The 19118-nt window shown below is 60.7% G+C and carries 19 protein-coding genes; 5 read left to right on the top strand and 14 right to left on the bottom strand.

What is annotated here, in order from left to right:
• The first annotated feature begins 2 nt into the window (after positions 1-2).
• Together P3R38_RS00505 and P3R38_RS00500 are read left to right on the top strand one after the other, a co-directional pair.
• A complete protein-coding gene (locus P3R38_RS00505; protein WP_023378043.1) occupies positions 3-941 on the top strand; it encodes an MlaD family protein in 939 nt (312 codons plus the stop codon).
• A complete protein-coding gene (locus P3R38_RS00500) occupies positions 938-1561 on the top strand; it encodes an ABC-type transport auxiliary lipoprotein family protein (protein ID WP_023378042.1) in 624 nt (207 codons plus the stop codon). The genes P3R38_RS00505 and P3R38_RS00500 overlap by 4 nt, the downstream gene beginning before the upstream one ends.
• On the opposite strand, the gene P3R38_RS00495 is transcribed toward P3R38_RS00500, so the two are convergent.
• The 6 genes from P3R38_RS00495 to P3R38_RS00470 all read right to left on the bottom strand — a co-directional run bounded on the left by P3R38_RS00495 (position 1543) and on the right by P3R38_RS00470 (position 6939).
• On the bottom strand, positions 1543-2772 hold the full coding sequence (locus tag P3R38_RS00495; protein WP_023378041.1) for a spore maturation protein: 1230 nt from the start codon (positions 2770-2772) through the stop codon (positions 1543-1545). The genes P3R38_RS00500 and P3R38_RS00495 overlap by 19 nt on opposite strands.
• 136 nt (positions 2773-2908) lie before the next feature.
• Entirely contained in the window at positions 2909-4243 is a 1335-nt protein-coding gene (gene gltP, locus P3R38_RS00490; RefSeq protein ID WP_023378040.1) for a glutamate/aspartate:proton symporter GltP, read from the bottom strand.
• A 736-nt stretch (positions 4244-4979) separates the two neighbouring features.
• The gene (locus P3R38_RS00485) at positions 4980-5450 is read right to left on the bottom strand and encodes an inhibitor of vertebrate lysozyme family protein (protein ID WP_041925428.1); all 471 of its coding nucleotides are present in this window, start codon (positions 5448-5450) and stop codon (positions 4980-4982) included.
• Positions 5451-5452: 2 nt separating this feature from the next.
• The gene (locus P3R38_RS00480; RefSeq protein WP_003252966.1) at positions 5453-5614 is read right to left on the bottom strand and encodes a DUF1328 domain-containing protein; all 162 of its coding nucleotides are present in this window, start codon (positions 5612-5614) and stop codon (positions 5453-5455) included.
• A gap of 43 nt (positions 5615-5657) precedes the next feature.
• Positions 5658-5942 (bottom strand): hypothetical protein, encoded by a 285-nt coding sequence (locus P3R38_RS00475; RefSeq protein ID WP_027906625.1) that lies wholly within the window; start codon positions 5940-5942, stop codon positions 5658-5660.
• Positions 5943-6117: 175 nt separating this feature from the next.
• Complete coding sequence (locus tag P3R38_RS00470) at positions 6118-6939, bottom strand: BON domain-containing protein (protein ID WP_277686715.1); 822 nt, start codon at positions 6937-6939, stop codon at positions 6118-6120.
• Positions 6940-7149: 210 nt separating this feature from the next.
• Here P3R38_RS00470 and algB point away from each other — a divergent pair, with 210 nt between their 5' ends.
• The gene (algB, locus tag P3R38_RS00465; protein ID WP_023378036.1) at positions 7150-8496 is read left to right on the top strand and encodes a sigma-54-dependent response regulator transcription factor AlgB; all 1347 of its coding nucleotides are present in this window, start codon (positions 7150-7152) and stop codon (positions 8494-8496) included.
• On the top strand, positions 8493-10271 hold the full coding sequence (locus P3R38_RS00460) for a KinB sensor domain-containing domain (RefSeq protein WP_023378035.1): 1779 nt from the start codon (positions 8493-8495) through the stop codon (positions 10269-10271). The genes algB and P3R38_RS00460 overlap by 4 nt, the downstream gene beginning before the upstream one ends.
• A gap of 18 nt (positions 10272-10289) precedes the next feature.
• Here P3R38_RS00460 and P3R38_RS00455 read toward each other — a convergent pair whose 3' ends face one another.
• The 8 genes from P3R38_RS00455 to P3R38_RS00420 form a co-directional block, all read right to left on the bottom strand.
• Positions 10290-11900: an EAL domain-containing protein gene (locus P3R38_RS00455; RefSeq protein WP_023378034.1), complete on the bottom strand. Its 1611-nt coding sequence runs from the start codon at positions 11898-11900 to the stop codon at positions 10290-10292.
• Between the two features lie 92 nt (positions 11901-11992).
• Entirely contained in the window at positions 11993-12769 is a 777-nt protein-coding gene (locus P3R38_RS00450) for an N-acetylmuramoyl-L-alanine amidase (RefSeq protein WP_104883086.1), read from the bottom strand.
• A gap of 81 nt (positions 12770-12850) precedes the next feature.
• Positions 12851-13246 (bottom strand): hypothetical protein, encoded by a 396-nt coding sequence (locus tag P3R38_RS00445; RefSeq protein WP_023378032.1) that lies wholly within the window; start codon positions 13244-13246, stop codon positions 12851-12853.
• Between the two features lie 103 nt (positions 13247-13349).
• Positions 13350-15347, bottom strand: a complete 1998-nt coding sequence (locus tag P3R38_RS00440) for a GGDEF domain-containing protein (RefSeq protein ID WP_104883087.1) — start codon at positions 15345-15347, stop codon at positions 13350-13352.
• Positions 15348-15443: 96 nt separating this feature from the next.
• Positions 15444-16298 (bottom strand): endonuclease/exonuclease/phosphatase family protein, encoded by an 855-nt coding sequence (locus P3R38_RS00435; protein WP_023378030.1) that lies wholly within the window; start codon positions 16296-16298, stop codon positions 15444-15446.
• A gap of 12 nt (positions 16299-16310) precedes the next feature.
• On the bottom strand, positions 16311-16943 hold the full coding sequence (gene dsbA, locus P3R38_RS00430; RefSeq protein ID WP_023378029.1) for a thiol:disulfide interchange protein DsbA: 633 nt from the start codon (positions 16941-16943) through the stop codon (positions 16311-16313).
• A 151-nt stretch (positions 16944-17094) separates the two neighbouring features.
• Positions 17095-17712, bottom strand: a complete 618-nt coding sequence (locus tag P3R38_RS00425) for a c-type cytochrome (protein WP_023378028.1) — start codon at positions 17710-17712, stop codon at positions 17095-17097.
• Between the two features lie 31 nt (positions 17713-17743).
• A complete protein-coding gene (locus P3R38_RS00420) occupies positions 17744-18046 on the bottom strand; it encodes a c-type cytochrome (protein WP_023378027.1) in 303 nt (100 codons plus the stop codon).
• Positions 18047-18239: 193 nt separating this feature from the next.
• Here P3R38_RS00420 and yihA point away from each other — a divergent pair, with 193 nt between their 5' ends.
• A complete protein-coding gene (gene yihA / locus P3R38_RS00415; RefSeq protein ID WP_023378026.1) occupies positions 18240-18872 on the top strand; it encodes a ribosome biogenesis GTP-binding protein YihA/YsxC in 633 nt (210 codons plus the stop codon).
• Positions 18873-19118: the final 246 nt, after the last annotated feature.

Below are 19118 nucleotides of genomic sequence, written 5' to 3'. Positions count from 1 at the left end.
CAATGGAAACCCGAGCTCATCACGTCCTGATCGGCCTGGTCACCGTCCTGGTGGTGGCCGGCGCCATGCTTTTTGGTCTGTGGCTGACAAAGTCCAGCGTCGACGACGCGTTCAAGGACTATGAAGTCGTCTTCAACGAAGCGGTCTCTGGCTTGTCCCGGGGCAGCCCGGTGCAATACAACGGGATCAAGGTCGGCGACGTCACCAGCCTGCGCCTCGATCCGAAGGACCCACGCCGTGTACTGGCCCGTGTGCGCCTCAGTGGCGATACGCCCGTCAAGGAAGACACCCAGGCCAAACTGACCCTGGCTGGGGTGACCGGCAACTCGTTCATCCAGCTCAGCGGCGGCACGCCGAAGAGCCCGGAACTCAAGGGCAAGGACGGCAAGCTACCCGTCATCATCGCCTCGCCTTCGCCCATTTCGCGTCTGCTCAATGACAGCAGCGACCTGGTGACGAACATCAACATGCTGTTGCACAACGCCAACCAGATGTTCTCGGAAAGCAATATCGACCGACTGAGCAACACCTTGTCCAACCTGGAACAAACCACCGGTGCCTTCGCCAGCCAGAAAGGCGGCATTGCCCAGGCGATCGAGCAATTGGCCGAAGTCGGCAAGCAGGCCAGCGCCACCTTGGCAGAGACCCAGGCGCTGATGCACAACGCCAACGGCCTACTGGGCAAAGAGGGCAGGCAGGCCTTCGGGAGCGCCGAGCAAGCCATGCAGTCGCTCGCCGAAAGCACAGCGACCATCAACGAGCTGCTCAAGGACAACCGCGAAGCCCTCGATGGAGGCGCCCAGGGCCTCGATCAGCTAGCCCCCGCCATACGCGAGCTACGTGAAACCCTGAATGCGCTCAAGGGCATTTCCCGGCGCCTGGAGGCAGACCCGAGTGGTTACCTGCTGGGCCGCGACAACAACAAGGAGTTCCAGCCATGAAACCGTTGCTGCGCGTGATGGCCCTGGCGGCCACGATGGGCTTGGCCACGGCCTGCTCAATCCTGCCGAAAACCGAGCCTGTGGATATCTACCGCCTGCCAGTGAGCCAAGCCAGCCGAAACGTGGTGGCGGTGGACTGGTCACTGCGCCTGAACAAGCCACTGGCCAGTGAAGTGCTCGCCGGGCCGCGTATCGCCGTGATCCCCCAAGGTAATGTGATCAGCAGCTACAAGGGCGCCCGCTGGAGCGACCCGACGCCCCTGCTGGTGCGTAACCGGCTGCTCGATGGGTTCCAGCGTGACGGCCGGGTACAGCGCCTGAGCGCCGACGATAGCAACCTGCAGGCCGACTACGAACTGGCAGGTGAGCTGCAGGCTTTCCAGAGCGAGTATCGTCCGGGCGGTACGGTAGAGGTGGTGATCCGCTATGACGCACGACTGGTTCAGGGCCGTAGCCAGCGCATCCTCGCCAGCAAGCGCTTCGAGATCCACCAGCCGCTGGCCGGCACCGAGGTCTCAGCAGTGGTGGCAGGTTTTGGCGCGGCCAGCGACCAACTGGCCTCGCAGGTGGTGGACTGGACAGTGGCCCGCAGTGCCCAGGCTCAGGCGAAGAACCAGTAGCAGACGAAGATCGCCGCAATCACGCCGGACAGTTCGGCCAGCAGCGCGCAGCCAACCGCATGGCGCACGCGCTGGATGCCAACCGCACCGAAGTAGACCGCCAGCACGTAGAAAGTCGTTTCGGTGCTGCCCTGAATGGTCGCTGCCACCAGCGCCGGGAAGCTGTCCACCCCTTGCGTCTGCATGGTCTCGATCAGCATGGCGCGCGCGGCACTGCCCGAGAACGGTTTGACCAGCGCCGTTGGCAACCCCTCTACGAAACGGGTATCGAGCCCCATCCAGTTCACCGCGTGGCGTATGCCATCCAGCGCAATCTCCAGCGCCCCCGAGGCACGCAGCACGCCGACGGCCACCAGCATCGCTACCAGGTATGGCAGCAGGCTCTTGGCAACGTCGAAGCCTTCCTTGGCTCCCTCGACGAAGGCTTCATAGACCTTCACCCGCTTCAGCGCGCCAACCAGCAGAAACAGGATGATCACGCCGAACAACGTGAGGTTGCCCAAGATCGATGACAGGCTTGCCAGGGCGGCGGCGGACAATGTGCCGAGAAACGCCATGAAAGCGCCCAGCAACAACGCGCCAGGAACCAGATACGCCAGCACCACCGGGTCCCATAGCCGCAGGCGTTGCATCACTGCGACCGACAGCAGGCCCACCAGGGTAGAGGCACTGGTGGCCAGAAGAATTGGCAGGAACACCATGGTCGGGTCGGGCGCGCCTTGCTGGGCGCGGTACATGAAGATGGTAACCGGCAGCAGCGTCAGGGACGAGGCATTGAGCACCAGGAACAGGATCTGTGCGTTGGTCGCGGTGGTGCTGCTGGGGTTGAGCTCCTGCAGGGCACGCATGGCCTTGAGGCCGATTGGCGTAGCAGCGTTGTCCAGGCCCAGGCCATTGGCAGCGAAGTTCATGGTGATCAGGCCAAGCGCAGGGTGCCCCGGCGGCACCTCCGGCATCAGCCGTGCGAACAACGGGCCGAGGACTTTTGCCAGCCATTCAACGATTCCGGCCTTTTCAGCGATCTTGAGAAAGCCCAGCCAAAGGGTCAGGGTGCCGAACAGCAAGACCATGACCTCGACGGACAATTTGGCCATGGCGAAGATGCTCTCGACCATCGCGGCGAAAATACCGGCATTGCCAGCCAACAGCCACTGGGCCAGCGCGGACACCGCCGCCACCAGGAAAAAGCCGAGCCAAAGGCCGTTGAGCATCCGTGTATTCCCCCTGAAAAATGCCCGAATGATAGCGGAGATTATCCGCGAGGGCTGCGTCCCTGATGCAGCCCGTAACGCCCTCAGACAACAAAAAGCCCCGACAAGTCGGGGCTCTTCGTTCAGTACGTGAGGCTTAGTGCTTGGCGGTTTCGCCGACGACTACGGCTTCTTTCTTGCCTGCAGCCTGCACCAGCGATGTGTAGTACGCCTCGCCTTTCTGAGCGTCGTACATACCCTGCCAGCGGGCAATGACCACGGCGGCCAGTGCGTTACCCACCACGTTCAGCGCGGTACGGGCCATGTCCATGATGCGGTCGACACCGGCGATGAACGCCAGGCCTTCCAGCGGAATGCCCACGCTGCCCAGGGTGGCCAGCAAGACCACGAAGGACACGCCCGGCACGCCAGCGATACCTTTGGAGGTGACCATCAGGGTCAGTACCAGCATCAGCTGCTGGCCGATCGACAGGTCGATACCGTACAGCTGGGCGATGAAGATCGCTGCGATGCTCTGGTACAGGGTCGAACCGTCGAGGTTGAACGAGTAGCCAGTCGGTACCACGAACGAACAGATCGACTTCGGCGCACCGTACTTCTCCATCTTCTCGATCACGCGCGGCAGGACGGTCTCGGAGCTGGAGGTCGAGTAGGCGAGGATCAGCTCGTCTTTCATGATGCGCATGATCTTGATGATCGAGAAGCCAAATACGCGCGCTACCAGGCCCAGCACCATGAAGGCGAAGAAAGCGATGGCGAAGTACACCAGCAGCACGAGCTTGGCCAGGGGCAGCAGCGAGGCGAAACCGAAGTTGGCGACGGTAGCGGCGATCAGGGCGAACACGCCGATCGGGGCGTAGTTCATGATCATGTGGGTGACCTTGAACATGGTCTCCGACACGCCCTGGAAGGTACGCACCAACGGCTCGCGCAGGTCGGCATTGAGGCTCGACAGACCCATGCCGAACATGACCGAGAAGAAGATGATCGGCAGCATCTCGCCACGCATCAGCGCTGCGAAGATATTGGACGGGATCAGATTGAGCAGGGTCTCGATGAACGCGTGCTCATGCTGCACTTCGGCCGCAGTGGCCTGGTACTTGGAGATATCGACGGTACCCAGGGTGCTCATGTCGATGCCAGCGCCCGGGTGGAACAGGTTCGCCAACACCAAGCCGACGACGATGGCGATGGTGGTCACCACTTCGAAGTAGATGATGGTCTTCAGGCCGATGCTGCCCAGTTTCTTCGCGTCGCCTACCCCGGCGATGCCCACGATCAGCGACGAAATCACAATCGGGACGACGATCATCTTGATCAGGCGAATGAAGATGTCGCCGGCGGGCTGGAGTACGTTGCTGATCCACCATGCCTTTTCTGCACTGAAATGGTTCAGTAGCGCGCCGACTGCAACGCCCAGAAGCAGACCGATCACAATCTGCCAGGCGAGGCTCAGTTTTGCCTTCTTCATGTCATTACCCTTTGTTGTAGTGGTCATGGGAGCCGGCTGGAGAGGCGCGTAACAGAGCCGTTCTTAACGTCTTCGTTAGCGTTTTGATTCCAACCGGAGACCGCATGTAAAGACACCGCTGCCGAGCATTCGGGTGCTCGACCAGCGAAAAAAGGCCGCAACTATTGCGATGGGGAAGGGGGAAATCTAATGCCGGAAACAGATACCCCATGCCGAATATGCATAACGTTTCTGTCCTTAAACCACTGTTCTCAAGCCTTTGATTTGTAACGTTCGGAATCCCGAACAAGACCAAACCGCCATTCTTAGGCAGATTTGACCGTACCCAAGCCGGGCTGAAAATGGCTTGTTCGACAATCCGAATGGCCGAAATGACACCTCTTCCGCCCTCTCGGCAGACGAAAAAAAATGGATATACGGTCGAGACAAAATGTGTCTCGTAGGAAAAATCCAGAAAGGGAATGGGACAAATCCCTATGGCGTCTCGGAAGCCCGACCGGTCCGAAGTGTCTTTCAGCTTTGAAGACACGACCGGTCCGGGACTTCCGAATCTGCCTTTCCTGACCCGGCCCATTGCTGGAGGCACTCCCTGTACCCCTAGGCCACTCCGATCCTGCAACAATCAGAACAGCCCGACCCCTTGGTCATGTGCAGCCCCTCCTCGGGGCAGCGCATCATAGAAGCGTGAAATATAGAAAGGTTCAGCTTCTATTTCGTGACAGCGCGCGCATCGGTGTCAGTACCACTTCGGATCGCGCTTGAGTTGCTCTTGCAGCATTGCCTTCATGCCGTCATCCGGGTCGCCCAACCAGCGGTACTGTGCATGGCGGGTCGGCGACTTGTCGCTCGGCAGGCCTTCGGGCACCTCCACGAGCATCCCGTAGGCATCGTCCTTATCCCAGCTGAAGGCCACGATGAGGCGTTTGTAGGTGCACTTGTCCGCCGATTCGCACAAAGGACCGACCAGGTAGCGATCACCGTCCTCGGTGACCGCCGACATCTGCTCCTGGGCACTGCCGCTCAGGTTGATGACCCAGTCTGGCAGCCGCTCCTCGTCCTCGATGGTGTGCTGCCACGTCTCGCGATATTGGGGGTCCGAGCCCAGCAGTTGGTCGACCCGGACCTGGCCGTCATTGGCCGCTATCGCCCCTGCGCTACCGCCCAACAGCAGGGCGGTAACCAGGGCGTTGCGAAGCATCCTGCTCATCTTCAACCTCGACCACGTCCAAAGAAGAAGGAGGCTACGAACAGCACCAGGAAGACAATGAACAGGATCTTCGCGATACCAGTGGCAGCGCCGGCAATGCCACCGAAGCCCAGCACAGCAGCGACAATGGCGATGATGAGGAAAGTGATAGCCCAGCTCAGCATGGTGGTTCTCCTTTCTTTTTTGAAATCAGCCCGTCAGCGTGCCTCAGAACACCCAACGGTCCTGCGGCACGACGTTTTCGAGAGTGGCAGGGGAAGTCTTGGCCGAAGGCAAAGGATCGGCTGCCTTCACCAGCGTGTTGGCACGGGTCGACTGGATCTGCATGATCAACGCCGTTTGAGCCGCCACTTGCTCGGACAGCCGTGCGGTCTGCCAGCTGTAGTGAAAGAGACCGGCAGCCAGCGTCAACAGCAGCGCCAGTGCAAGAAACAACGCCTGGCGAATGGGTAATGCTGCAGCTTGGAAACGGTCCACGGATGGGCGGTTCATGCCGGCTTCTCCTGCTGTAATTCTTGTTCAAACCTGAACAGGTAATTGCAGCCTGCATGCCAGACTTTTATTTTAATAAAAAACCTTATAAATCAATTACTTATGAAACAAGCCGCAAGGCGCAGGGGACGTATCCTGCACGATGCCCCCTCTGGCATCGTGCGTATTGCACGATTCAACCCTCTACTTTGGTGGCTACTTTCAGCAGGTCGGCGTCGACGCCACGCACTCCAGAGATCTGTCGAGCGGTTTCCACCGCGATGCTCTTCTGCTCGCGACTGACCACTTCGCCAGAAAGCCTGACGAGCCCCTGCTCGCAGTCCACCTTTATATTCAAGCCATCGAGATTGCGACTGAACCTGAAACTGGCCTGGATCTTGTCCACCACCCAGCGGTCACTGGGTTGCGGCCCGGTTTGCGCTCCCACAGGCGTTTCCCTGGCCTTGGCCATGGCTGCGCTGTCCAGGCTGACCAGGTTGTTGACCAGATACACACCCTCGGTGGTCCGCGCCAGAACACCCGCCAACTCCTTGGCCTGCGCGCTATCGACCTTGCCTCGCAAAGTCACCACGCCCTCACTGCTTTGCACGTCTATAGGTGCCTGCTCGGTGGTGTGGCTCCAAAGCAGCCGCGCCTTTATCTTCGCCGCCAGCGTCGCATCCTCCAGACGCTGCGCGTAGGCACGCAGTTCAAGCGGCCGTTCCACCAGGTCGGCGTTGATCCGCAGCTGATTGTCGACCTCTTCGATCCCCCGAGTGGCACGGGCAACCTTTTCTGCAAGCTGTCGCTCGACCTCGTTCTCGACTTCGCCGGCCAGTCGGGCCTGCTGGCCGTCGACCTCTACCTGGATACGAAACGGGTTCAGCATGCTGTTCAACGCCAACGCCGTTTGCAGGGCACCCTCCAGGCGAGCGTCATTCACAGGGTCAGCGAAAGCTGGGGGGAATGCTGGTAGCAGCGTGACCGCCAACACGGCCAGGCGGTAGGAAAAGGGCATGACTGCACCTCCTTCTGTAGGCAAAAGCTAAAAATCTTCGCAACCAATGTGCCATTCGACACCTCTAAGCCAATCATCGAGATATCGCGGCTTCACCGCGAAGATGGGCCATTGGCTAGCATGCAAAGGACAGAATCCGTCAATATTGACCATGCAACTTGCCCGATTTTTCCCACACTAATTGAAGACACATCCTAAGGAGCGCAGGAAATGGAGTCAGCCCAGGACACCCAAGGCCGCATTCTGCTGGTGGATGATGAGTCCGCTATCCTGCGTACATTCCGCTATTGCCTCGAGGACGAAGGCTACAGCGTGTCCACCGCAAGCAGCGCCGCCCAGGCCGAAGCCTTGCTTCAGCGCCAGGTGTTCGACCTGTGCTTCCTGGATTTGCGCCTGGGCGATGACAACGGCCTGGACGTACTGGCCCAGATGCGCATCCAAGCGCCGTGGATGCGGGTGGTGATCGTCACCGCTCATTCCGCGGTCGACACGGCGGTGGACGCCATTCAGGCCGGGGCTGCCGACTATCTGGTCAAGCCCTGCAGCCCCGACCAGTTGCGCCTGGCCACGGCCAAACAACTGGAAGTGCGCCAGCTGTCGGCGCGGCTGGAAGCCCTCGAAGGCGAAGTACGCAAACCAAAGGACGGGCTGGATTCGCACAGCCCGGCGATGATGGCTGTCCTGGAGACTGCCCGCCAAGTCGCCACCACCGATGCCAATATCCTGATTCTGGGAGAATCGGGCACCGGCAAGGGCGAACTGGCCCGGGCGATTCATGGTTGGAGCAAGCGGGCACGCAAGGCATGCGTCACCATCAACTGCCCATCACTGAACGCCGAGCTGATGGAAAGCGAACTGTTCGGCCATACCCGTGGTGCCTTCACCGGCGCCAGCGAGAGCACATTGGGGCGCGTCAGCCAGGCCGATGGCGGTACGCTGTTCCTCGACGAGATCGGCGATTTCCCGCTGACCCTGCAACCCAAGCTGCTGCGTTTCATCCAGGATAAGGAATACGAGCGGGTAGGCGATCCGGTCACCCGGCGAGCCGACGTACGGATTCTCGCGGCCACCAACCTGAACCTGGAAGAAATGGTGCGCGAAAGCCGTTTCCGCGAAGACCTGCTGTACCGTCTCAACGTCATCACGTTGCACCTGCCACCTCTGCGGGAGCGCAGCGAGGATATCCTGACCCTGGCCGAGCGCTTCCTGGCCCGCTTCGTCAAGGAATACTCCCGCCCCGCCAGAGGCTTCAGTGAGCAAGCTCGCACTGCGTTGCTCAATTACCGATGGCCGGGCAACATCCGCGAACTGCGTAACGTGGTGGAGCGGGCCAGCATCATCTGCCCGCAGGAGTGGGTGGAAATGAGCCACCTGGGAATGGGTGAACAACCTGCAGGCAACACCCCTCGGATCGGCGCGGCCCTCAGTCTGGATGAGCTGGAGCGCGCCCATATCGGCGCGGTGCTGGCCACCAGCGATACGCTGGACCAAGCCGCCAAGACCTTGGGTATCGATGCCTCCACCCTGTACCGCAAGCGTAAGCAGTACAACTTATGAAATGGTCGATGAAGCTGCGCACGCGGCTTTTTCTAAGCATTTCAACGCTCGTTACAGCATCTCTGCTTGGCCTGACCCTGGGTCTGGTCAGCGTGATGCAAATGGCGACGGTACAGCAGCAGTTGGTGAAAGAAGCGACCCACGCCCTGGAAATCGGCCTCAAGTTGCGGCAGAACCTAGGCGAACAACTGACCTTGATCCTCGATGAAGATACCGTCCCCGAGCATCTGCAATCGCTGCAGGACAACTTCCAGGCCCTGCTCGATCAGGGTCTAGCTCAGGGTGGTGAACAGAGCAGCTTCAGCAAGGCCAGTAGCCATTTTCAAAGCTTTCTGCGGGCCTATCGGGAAAGCGCCAATCCGGCTCGAAGCATGGGTGCGGATCAACCGCTTGGCGCGGCGTTTGGTCAAGTGCGCACCGACCTGATCGACTCCCACAGGCAAACGCTAGAGCTCATCATCCGCAGCGAAGAGCAGACGCGCAGCCGCGCCCTGCTGGTCAGTGGCCTGCTTGGCCTGATCGGCCTTGTAGTACTGGCGCTAGGGTTCGTCACCGCACACAAGATCGCCCGCCGCCTGGGCCAACCGATCGAGGCCCTGGCCCAGGCCGCCGACCAACTGGGCAAAGGCAACTTCAACGTCACCCTGCCGGTCACCCAGGCAGCCGAGCTGAACCAGTTGACTCGCCGTTTCGGGTTGATGGCCGAAGCGCTGCGCAAGCACCAGGAAACCAATGTCGATGAATTGATGGCCGGCCAGCAGCGCCTGCAGGCTGTGCTCGACAGCATCGACGATGGCTTGCTGATCATCGACCGCCAAGGCCATCTGGAGCATCTGAACCCGGTAGCACAGCGTCAGCTGGGCTGGAGCGACAGCCGTGTGGGCAGCAGCCTGGCCGACGCCCTGCAGCGCCCGGAGCTGGAACATCAACTGCGACAGGTATTGCGCGGCGGCAACCTCGATCGCCCCCCTGACGACCTGCAGATCGAAGTCGACGAAGAGTCTCGGCTGCTGACCTATAGCCTGACACCGGTCAGCCATCCACAGGGGCCAATTCTGGGCGCGGTGATGGTGCTGCACGATGTGACCGAGCAGCGCGCCTTCGAGCGTGTACGCAGCGAGTTCGTACTGCGTGCCTCCCATGAGCTGCGCACGCCGATCACCGGCATGCACATGGCATTCGGCCTGCTTCGCGAACGCCTGACATTCCCCCCGGATGCACGCGAGTACGACCTGATCGAAACCATCGGCGAAGAGATGCAGCGTCTGACCCAGTTGATCAATGACCTGCTGAACTTTTCACGCTATCAAAGTGGGCTGCAAAAACTCGAACTGGCGCCTTGCCCCATCGACGACCTGCTTGAACGCGCCAAGGCACGCTTCACCGAGCAGGCTGCGCATAAGCAAATCGAATTGGTCAACGTCCTGGAACCGCCATTGCCACGCATACAGGCCGACGTCGCTCAACTCGACCGGGTAATGGACAACCTGCTGCACAACGCCATTCGCCATACTCCAAACGGTGGAAAGATCCGCCTGCATGCACGGCGGCACGCAGAGCGAGTGATCATCAGTGTCGAAGACAATGGCGAAGGTATCGCCTATGGGCAGCAAGGCCGAATTTTCGAACCGTTCGTGCAGGTGGGCCGCAAGAAGGGCGGCGCAGGGCTGGGCCTTGCATTGTGCAAGGAGATCGTGCAACTGCATGGGGGGCGCATGGGCGTGTTTTCCCGCCCCGGACAAGGCACCCAATTCTATATGGCGCTGCCTGTCTGAACCCTCGCCCAACGCAAGTCAGTTTTCACCCCGCCGAGCTGCAACCTGTCTTCCGCGGGTCACCAGCTCGGCGAACTGCCGTGCGTTAAGTGGATGGGCGAACAACCAGCCCTGGCCGTAGTTCACCCCTTCGCTGTTGAGCAGCTCGGCCTGGTCTTCGCATTCGATGCCTTCGGCAATCACTCGCAGGTGCAGGTCATGGGCCATGCGAATGATGTGCGGTGCAACTCCGCTACTGGCGGCATCGTGCCCCAGTGCATCGATGAAGGCTTTGTCGATCTTCAGGCAATCCACGGGCAAGGTCTGCAGGTAGGCCAGACTGCAATATCCCGTGCCGAAATCATCGATCAGCACCTGGTGCCCCACGGCCCGCAACGCCTGCAGATTGTCACGGGCCACTACCACGTCGATCAGCCCCCGCTCGGTAACCTCGAAGGCGATCTGGCTGGCCGACACCCGGTGCAACGCCAATAACCGTGCAGCGACTCGCCCGATGCGCGGCACCATCACATCACAGGCAGCGAGGTTGACCGAGATGTACAGGTTGGGGTGCGAACGCAGCAACTGCCCAAGTTGTTCGAGCACACGCTGCAGGACGAAGTCGGTGATCTGGCATATCTGCCCGGTGTTCTCGGCCAGGGGAATGAACAAATCCGGGCTGGTCAGCGTCCCGTCTGGGCGGCGCCAGCGCACCAACGCCTCGGCCCCCACGCATCGTCGGCTGTCGAGTTCGAATATGGGCTGGTAAAGCACTTGCAGTTCGCCACGGCGTAGAGCGTTCTGCAATTCGGAACTCATCGAGCGCCGCTGCTGCACCAGCTGCAGCACCAGCCAACCGATGCAGCAGGCCGCCAACAGGCTGCCAGGAATCAGCAACCAGAGCATGCCGTTCATTTTCAATGGCAGGCTCGCCCGTGGAGCGATCAGCACCAACTGGTAATCCGGCGATTTCGTCGGCATGCGATAGATAAGACGGTCGCTCAGTTCGAGTAGCGTGTTCTCGCTGGAAGGCCAGGCAGCAGCAGGCGGCCAGACTTGCGGCGGGCCCAGCACCGGGATGGCTCGGGCACCATTGTCGAGCACGACCAGCAAGCTGCCGCCGGGGGGCAAGTCGACCACATCGGTCAGGTGCCCACGGGATGTCGAAACCACGAACCTGCCGCGCCCCAACATCAGCGCCGCCAGGTTTTCATCAGGCTCGGTGGTGGTGTTCAACCAATAGCTGTAGGTGGGGCCTCGAATGTCTGGCGCCCGCAGGGATTCGATGAGCCTTTCACCCCCCCGATTCGAACAGGCGATGTTGCCGTCGATGTATGCGGCCTCGTAAATAAAGCGCGACCCGAGGCCGACTGCCTGCAAGGCCTGCAACATCGCCGCGTCACAGCCGCGCAAGGGCTGCGCCTGCAACGCATCGACGCCCTCGCGCAGCTGGCCGAATACCTGCTCTAGCCGCTCGAGAAATCGGTCGCCCTGCGCATTCATTTGCGCACTTTCGTTCTGCTTCATCTGTTGCAGGGCGATACCGAAGCTGGCAGTCAGCAGCACTGCGCCACTGGCCAACGCTGCCAAGGTGGCCAGCATCCAGGGACGGTAAAAAAATTGGCGCAGTGCAGTGAGCAAGGCTGACATCGCTAGCATCCAGTTGATTAACAAGGTATAGCAACTGGTTTGACACTCAGCCTGCCCGTTGAGCGGTGATTAAGGCGCGTGGGGGCGCCTGACTAACGCATGCGGTTGAGCACCTGCAGAATTGCGGCTGTCTGTGCGTCCGGCATGCCATCGAAACGCGCTGGACGGAAGCGCATCTGGAATGCAGCGATCACATGGCGGGTGGCAACGTCCAGCTCTGCGGTTTGCTCGATTGCGTAACCAAAACGGGCTAATTCTTGCTGATACCAGCCGATCGTGGGGGGATTGGCACTGAAATATGCTTGCTGGCGTGCTACCGCCGCGGCGTCTGGCCAAATCCCGAGGCCCGCTTCGGCCAGGCGCTTCCAGGGGAACAACGGCCCGGGGTCCAGTTTGCGTAATGGTGCGATATCACTGTGGCCAATAATGTGGCGCGGCTCGATGTGATTGCGTTTGACGATATCGTTGAGCAGGGCGATCAGCGACTGGATCTGCGCCTCGCTGTAAGGGTGCCAGACCCGACCATTGGGGGTGTCGGTGAAACCAGGATTGACGATCTCGATGCCGATGGAGCTCGAATTGAGCCAGGTTCGACCTTGCCACTGGCTGTCACCGGCATGCCAGGCCCGACGGCTCTCGTCGACCAACTGGTAGACCGTCGCCGGGCCGTCACCTATCAGGTAATGACTGCTGACCTCACCATGGGTCAGCAGCGCCAGGGAACGTTCAAGGGACGCATTGGTGTAATGCAGGACCACGAACTGGATTCGGTCGTCCTGGTTGGCGGAAACATGGCTGCGGTCGATGCGCAGGCCTGTGGAACAGCCCGCTAGGATCAACAGCATGCAAGCGGTGAATAAGGTTTTCATCGGTGGGAGCACGTCTGGAGGAGTCTACATCGTCGCTACAGTATAACGTGCTCCTTCCCGGCCATTAGGCTAAAGAGTGATTCAGCGTGTGCACAGCACCAGGAATTCCATCGAGTTGTCGCCACTGGGGCCTTTCACATCCACCAGTTGGGTCAGCACCGTTGCCTGCTCGGCCAATGGCTTGCCGATCACTTTGGCGTAGCCATGTACCAGCCTGTTTTCGCTGCTGGCATCGATCGGCGAGACCGAGCAGAAGCCGGGGTCCTGATGCACGATGCGCTTGTTGAAGAACAGCGTGTATTGGGTGAAGTAGTTGTCCTGAGGTTTGTGCTCGACCCTTTCGATCCACTTTGGCCATTGGCGCAACACACTGCCGTCACCGCCAATGTGTGCGGTCCACCAGGTTTCATTGGCCAGGGCAGAGGCCTGGTAGGCCAACCCCATCATTAGTACAACCCACGCTTTGAATGCTTTCATCGCTCGGCTCCTCATCAGAGATCGTTCCGTAACGACATGCACGACAGTGCACATGTCGGTTACGCAGTCTCGACCTCGTAGGCGCGATGAATGCGGTACTTGTTTATGCCATTTCGACCCGGTTACGCCCCAGGTCCTTCGCCCGGTACAAGGCGTCGTCGGCACGCTTGAGCACTTGGTCGGCACGCTCGCCGGAGCGGAAAGCGCTCACGCCAATGGAAGCGGTGATCACCACGCGCTCGCCCTTGAAGTGAAATGGGCACGCCTCGATGGCCGCGCGTAGCACTTCGGCGAATTGTTGACCGGCAGCCGGGGAGGTCTGCGGCAACAACAGGACGAACTCCTCACCGCCAAAGCGGGCGATGAAATCCTGGCCTCGCAGCCGCTTGCGCAGTTGGTCGGCAACGATCTTCAGCACCTTGTCGCCGGCCAGGTGGCCGTAGCCGTCGTTGATGCGCTTGAAATGGTCCAGGTCAAGGATAGCCATCAGCAGATGCCCGCCACCCTCCTGCCAGTCCTGGACCTCGCGCTCGACCCGCTCGGCCCAGGCTGCGCGGTTCGGCAAGCCGGTGAGCGGGTCGATAAGCGCCTTCTGCCGTTGCTCCTCCAGATGCTCACGGTAGCCAAGGGCTTCCTGCTCCATACTGGCCACACGTTCGGCCAGGCCCTGCAGGCGCCCTGCCAGTTCCTGTTCGCGGCGGTCGCGCTCACGCTGATGATCGTCAATGGTGACAGACAACCCCTCAAGACGGTTTTCCAGGATGTGCTTGAGGCTTTCCAGGTCCGCCGCGCCCTGTACGCTACTTTGCAGGCCATCGACCTGTTCGCGCAGTTGGCTGTCCAGCTCACGGGCAGCGGTACTGTTGTCGGCGTGTCCGGCACTGGCTTCCTGCAAGTGGCTCTGGAAATTCTCCAGGCGCTCGTTGAGCTGTTGCAGGTAAGCCTCGAATTCGTGCTGACCGCTGTCGGTAATGGCCAGCATGAGCACTGCCAGGTCGTCGAGAACCGGGATCAGCTCATACCAGTTCAAGCCGCGCGCCACCCGCTCGCGCATTGCCAGGGCTTGTGCCTTGTGGCGCTCGGGCAGGCTCAGGTCGTCGAGCAGGCCAATCAGGGTCTGCTCGATATGCGCGGCGACCTGGCTGTAAGGTGGTTCGACAGCGTCGGGCAAGGCATAGGGGCCGTCCTCGCCAGCAGCATCCTCGACCTGCAACGAAGCGTCGACCAGTGAAGGCAGCTCGCCTTCCTGGAGCTGCTCAGACACGGGCAACGGCGCAGCGGATGGGGCCGCCGGTGGCTCATGGCGTTGGTTCTCGACCAGCGCAGGCTCGGACAGCACGGTCGGTTCCGACTCTGCAACGGCTTCCGGCATTTGGGGCTGCTCGGCACTCACGGGCTCGGCAGGCGCTTGCAGCTGCGCCGCAAGCGGCTGCAGCTCATCCACATCGGGCGCTGGTGCCTCGACTACATCGGAAGCTGGCGGCGCGGGCGCGACGTCGAGCGAAGGAGGTACCGCGGGAACATCGGCCGCTGCCTGGTCTGCATGGACCAGTGCCTGCTCACCCTGCTGTTCGATTTCGCGATTACCGAACAGGCGCTGCAGAAACCCCGGCCGGGCTTCTTCCTCGGGTTTGCTCAGCGTGGACAGGGCGAGCCCTTGCAGACCGCTGAGCTCGCCGAGTAAAGGAGGCAGGTCGCGGGACTGGCTTACGCCGCCATCGAGTTTCTTGGCCAGCTTTTTCAATGATCTGGATACATCACCCGGCAATGGCAGCGTTTGCAACTGGCTTACCAATGACGTGAGCGCATCGCGGACCTGGTTCATCCGTGTTTCACGTCGCTGCTCGGAATCCAGAACGGCTTTTTCCAGGCGCGGAATCAGGCCGGCCAGGCCGGCGTCCATGTTGTCGCTGCGGATCACCTCGCGCATTTCCTTCATGCACTGGTCGACCGCCTTGTCGCTGCCTTCGGCTGCCAGGGTGCTGCGCACCAGGCCCCGGCGCAACAGGTCAAGTCGAGCATTCCAGCGACGCTCGAGCTTTTCCTGCTGTTCGATGCTTTTTAGATATTTTTCTTTCCAGCGCTCGGCGTCGATGGTCATGCCTGGATCCGCAAAAAGTGATGCATCTATGAGCTGTGATTACACGCTTTCGGCGAACGCTTCGAACACTTGAGCGCTCGAAACGCTTCTGCTGATCTACCTCAGGACCGGCAGCGTATCCACAGTCAATGCTTCAGGCAATCGGATCTCGACAGCGACGGGAAGGTGGTCGGAAATTGGCTGCGCCAGCACCTCGACCCGTTCGAGGGTCAAGCTCGGGCTGAGCAGGATATGGTCGAGGCAGCGCTGAGGGCGCCAGCTGGGGAAGGTGGCCTCGGCCTGCGGGGCGATCAGGCCCAGATCGCGCAGAGGCGAGTGGTCGAGCAGGTCGGTGGCATGGGTGTTCATGTCGCCCATCAACACCTGGTGACGATAACCGCCGATCAGCTCGCGAATGTAGGCCAACTGCCTGGCACGGGTCTTCGCCCCCAGTGCCAGGTGCATCATCACCACGATCAGCGCGTCGTCGCCCTCGCCGAATCGCACCAGAATTGCCCCACGCCCAGCCGGGCCAGGCAACGGATGGTCTTCCAGCAGATGCGGTTTGAGGCGGCTGAGCACCCCGTTGCTGTGCTGGGCGAACCGCCCGAGGTTGCGATTGAGCTGCTGGTACCAGTAGGGGAAGGCGCCCAACTGGGCCAAGTGCTCGACCTGGTTGACGAAGCCTGAACGCAGGCTGCCGCCATCGGCCTCCTGCAGGGCCACCAGGTCAAAATCGTTGAGCAGCTCGCCGATCTTTTGCAGGTTGCCCGCCCGCCCGTTGTGCGGCAGCAAATGCTGCCAGCTACGGGTCAGGTAATGACGGTAACGCTCGGTGCTGATGCCGACCTGAATGTTGAAGCTCAGCAACCGCAGGCGGCCATCCTCGGGCAGGCCAGGGGCCTGCAGGTGATGTTCGTTGACCTGCGGCTGATGCAGGCCAATGCCACGCGTGTTTCTGAAGCGGGGCATAGGGTTCGCCGCTTACTTAGCGGCGCGCTCCTTGGCGATCAGTTGGTCGGCGACGTTCAGGACGCCTTCCGGACCGCCTGCGGTACCCAGGTCGAAGCGGTACTTGCCGTTGACCACCATGCTCGGTACACCCGTGATTTCGTACTTTTTCGCCAGCTCCTTGGCCTGGTTGACCTGGCCTTTGATGGCGAAGGAGTTGTAGGTCGCCAGGAACTTGTCTTTGTCGACGCCCTGGGTAGCGAGGAAGTCAGCCATGTCGGCAGGGTCGGTCAGACGCTTGCGCTGGTTCTGGATGGCATCGAACACGGCGGCGTGCACCTTGTGCTCCACACCCATGGCTTCGAGAGTCAGGAACATCTGGCCATGGGCATCCCATGGGCCGCCGAACATTGCCGGAACGCGTTTGAAATTGACGTCCTTGGGCAGCTTGTCTACCCATGGGTTGATGGTCGGCTCGAAGTGGTAGCAGTGTGGGCAGCCGTACCAGAACAGCTCGATCACTTCGATCTTGCCAGGCACGGATACCGGAACAGGGTTGCTCAGCTCGATGTATTCCTTGCCGGCCACGGGCTCCGCAGCCTGGACGGCAGTCATACCGAATACGCTGGCAGCGACCAGCGCAGCGCTGAGAATCAGTTTACGCATGCTTTACTCCTGAGCAGTCATTGGTCGCCTCGACGCGACCTGAATTCAGACAGGTCGGGAAGGGCCCGAGTTCTGTAGTGTAACGGCTGCGGACTGAAAAAAGGGCGGTCCGGCCGCCCTTTCATCTTTGCCGTACAGCATTAACCGAATGTTAATGCAGGCCCTGGATGTAGCTGGACAACGCCTCGATATCCTTGTTGCTCAGCTTGCCGGCAATCGAGCGCATGGGCATGGCATCGCCATCATTGGTGCGATTGCCTTCGCGGAAGTCCGTGAGCTGCTTGGTCACGTACTGCGCATGCTGGCCCCCCAGGTGCGGGAAGCCGGCGAGGGCGATGCCAGCGCCATTGGGCGAGTGGCAGCCGGTACAGGCCGGCATGCCTTTCTCAAGGTCACCGCCGTTGAACAGGGCACGGCCCCGCTCGACCAGTTTTGGATCGGCCGCCCCCACGCTGCCTTTCTGACTGGAGAAATAGGCGGCGATATCGGCCAGGTCCTGGTCGTTGAAGTTGGCGAGCATGCCTGTCATTTCCAGCACGGTACGCTTGCCGGACTTGATGTCATGCAGTTGTTTTTCGAGGTAGCGCTGGCCTTGGCCGGCCAGTTTCGGGAAGTTCGGCGCCAGACTGTTACCGTCGGGGTTGTGGCAGGCACCACAGACGGCCGTCTTGGCCTGGCCGGCGGCGGCATCGCCTTTGATGGGGTCAGCAGCAGTGGCCGCACCTGCGACACCCATGGTCAACAGCAGACTCACGACTAGTTTGTTCATCAGCTAATCCAACACGGCTAAGGGTGAAATGTTATGTATCGGGACTGCCACTCATCCAAAGGATGACCAAACGGTAGTCCTCGGCACTGCAGTCCATGCACAATCCACGCGGCGGCATAGCCTTGAAACCCTGGGTAACATGCGCCACCAGTGTGTTCACACCTTGCGCCAGCCTTGGCTCCCAGGCTGCCCGGTCACCCCGCTTGGGTGCCTGTGGCAACTGCCCGGCGTGACAGGCCGCACACGTGCGGTTGTACAACGCCTCGGGATCCTGTGTAGCCTGTGCGCTGAAAAACGGTAGGAACATACCGACAGCAAGCAGCCATTTCGCCATGCGGAACGACCTGACAGGGTTGGGGGCCGCGCTGCGTTCTGATGCGCGAGCTATTGTTCGACACCCCATGCTCGATCTCCTTCGCTGGGAGAATGAGCACACAAAAACTGGGGCATTATATACTTCCGCCATCCAAACGGAAACGACACCGCTTGCCGGCTTCGGCCTTGGCAACACCCACATCGGATATCCCATGCAAGTCAAGAACCCCATCCTCGGCCTCTGCCAGAAAGCCAAATTCGCCCTCAGCGCAGCCAAGGTCGAACAATGTCCGGACGACCAGGGTTACGAGGTGGCTTTCGCCGGTCGCTCCAACGCCGGCAAGTCCAGCGCCCTCAATACCCTGACTCATGCCAGCCTGGCGCGCACCTCGAAGACCCCAGGGCGCACCCAGCTGTTGAATTTCTTCAGTCTGGACGATGAACGGCGTTTGGTCGACCTGCCGGGTTACGGATATGCAAAAGTCCCGATCCCGCTCAAGCAGCACTGGCAGCGCCACCTGGAGGCCTACCTGGGCAGCCGCGAGTGCCTGCGTGGCGTCATCCTGATGATGGACGTGCGTCACCCCATGACCGACTTCGACAAGATGATGCTCGACTGGGCAAAGGCCAGCGGCATGCCGATGCACATTCTGCTGACCAAGGCCGACAAACTGACCCACGGTGCCGGCAAGAACACCTTGCTCAAGGTGCAGTCGGAAATTCGCAAGGGTTGGGGCGACGGTGTGACCATCCAGCTGTTCTCGGCGCCCAAGCGCCTGGGAGTCGAGGATGCCTACCGCGTGCTGGCGGATTGGATGGAGCTCGAAGACAAGCCAACTGCCTGAAGTGAGCACAACCACCCTGCAGGAGCGGGCCCACCCGCTCCTGCGGGTGTGTACCGGCTGGTCAAATTCCGGGCAAAAAAAACCCCGGACTTCATATGGGGAGGGGGAAGTCTGGGGTTCAAGTCCGGACCGCTAGGGCGGGGTCCGGGTATCTGCCAACACTTAACACAACATAGGAGCATCGAAAGGCTTCACCAGCCATTCAGTTACTCTGAGCCCCGTTTCACCGATTTAGTTCCGAAGCCC

It is taken from the genome of Pseudomonas sp. NyZ480 (assembly GCF_029537255.1).
GTDB classification, from domain to species: domain Bacteria; phylum Pseudomonadota; class Gammaproteobacteria; order Pseudomonadales; family Pseudomonadaceae; genus Aquipseudomonas; species Aquipseudomonas taiwanensis.
The sequence above is the reverse complement of the archived record's forward strand: the minus strand, read 5'-3'. Positions and strand labels throughout refer to the sequence as shown.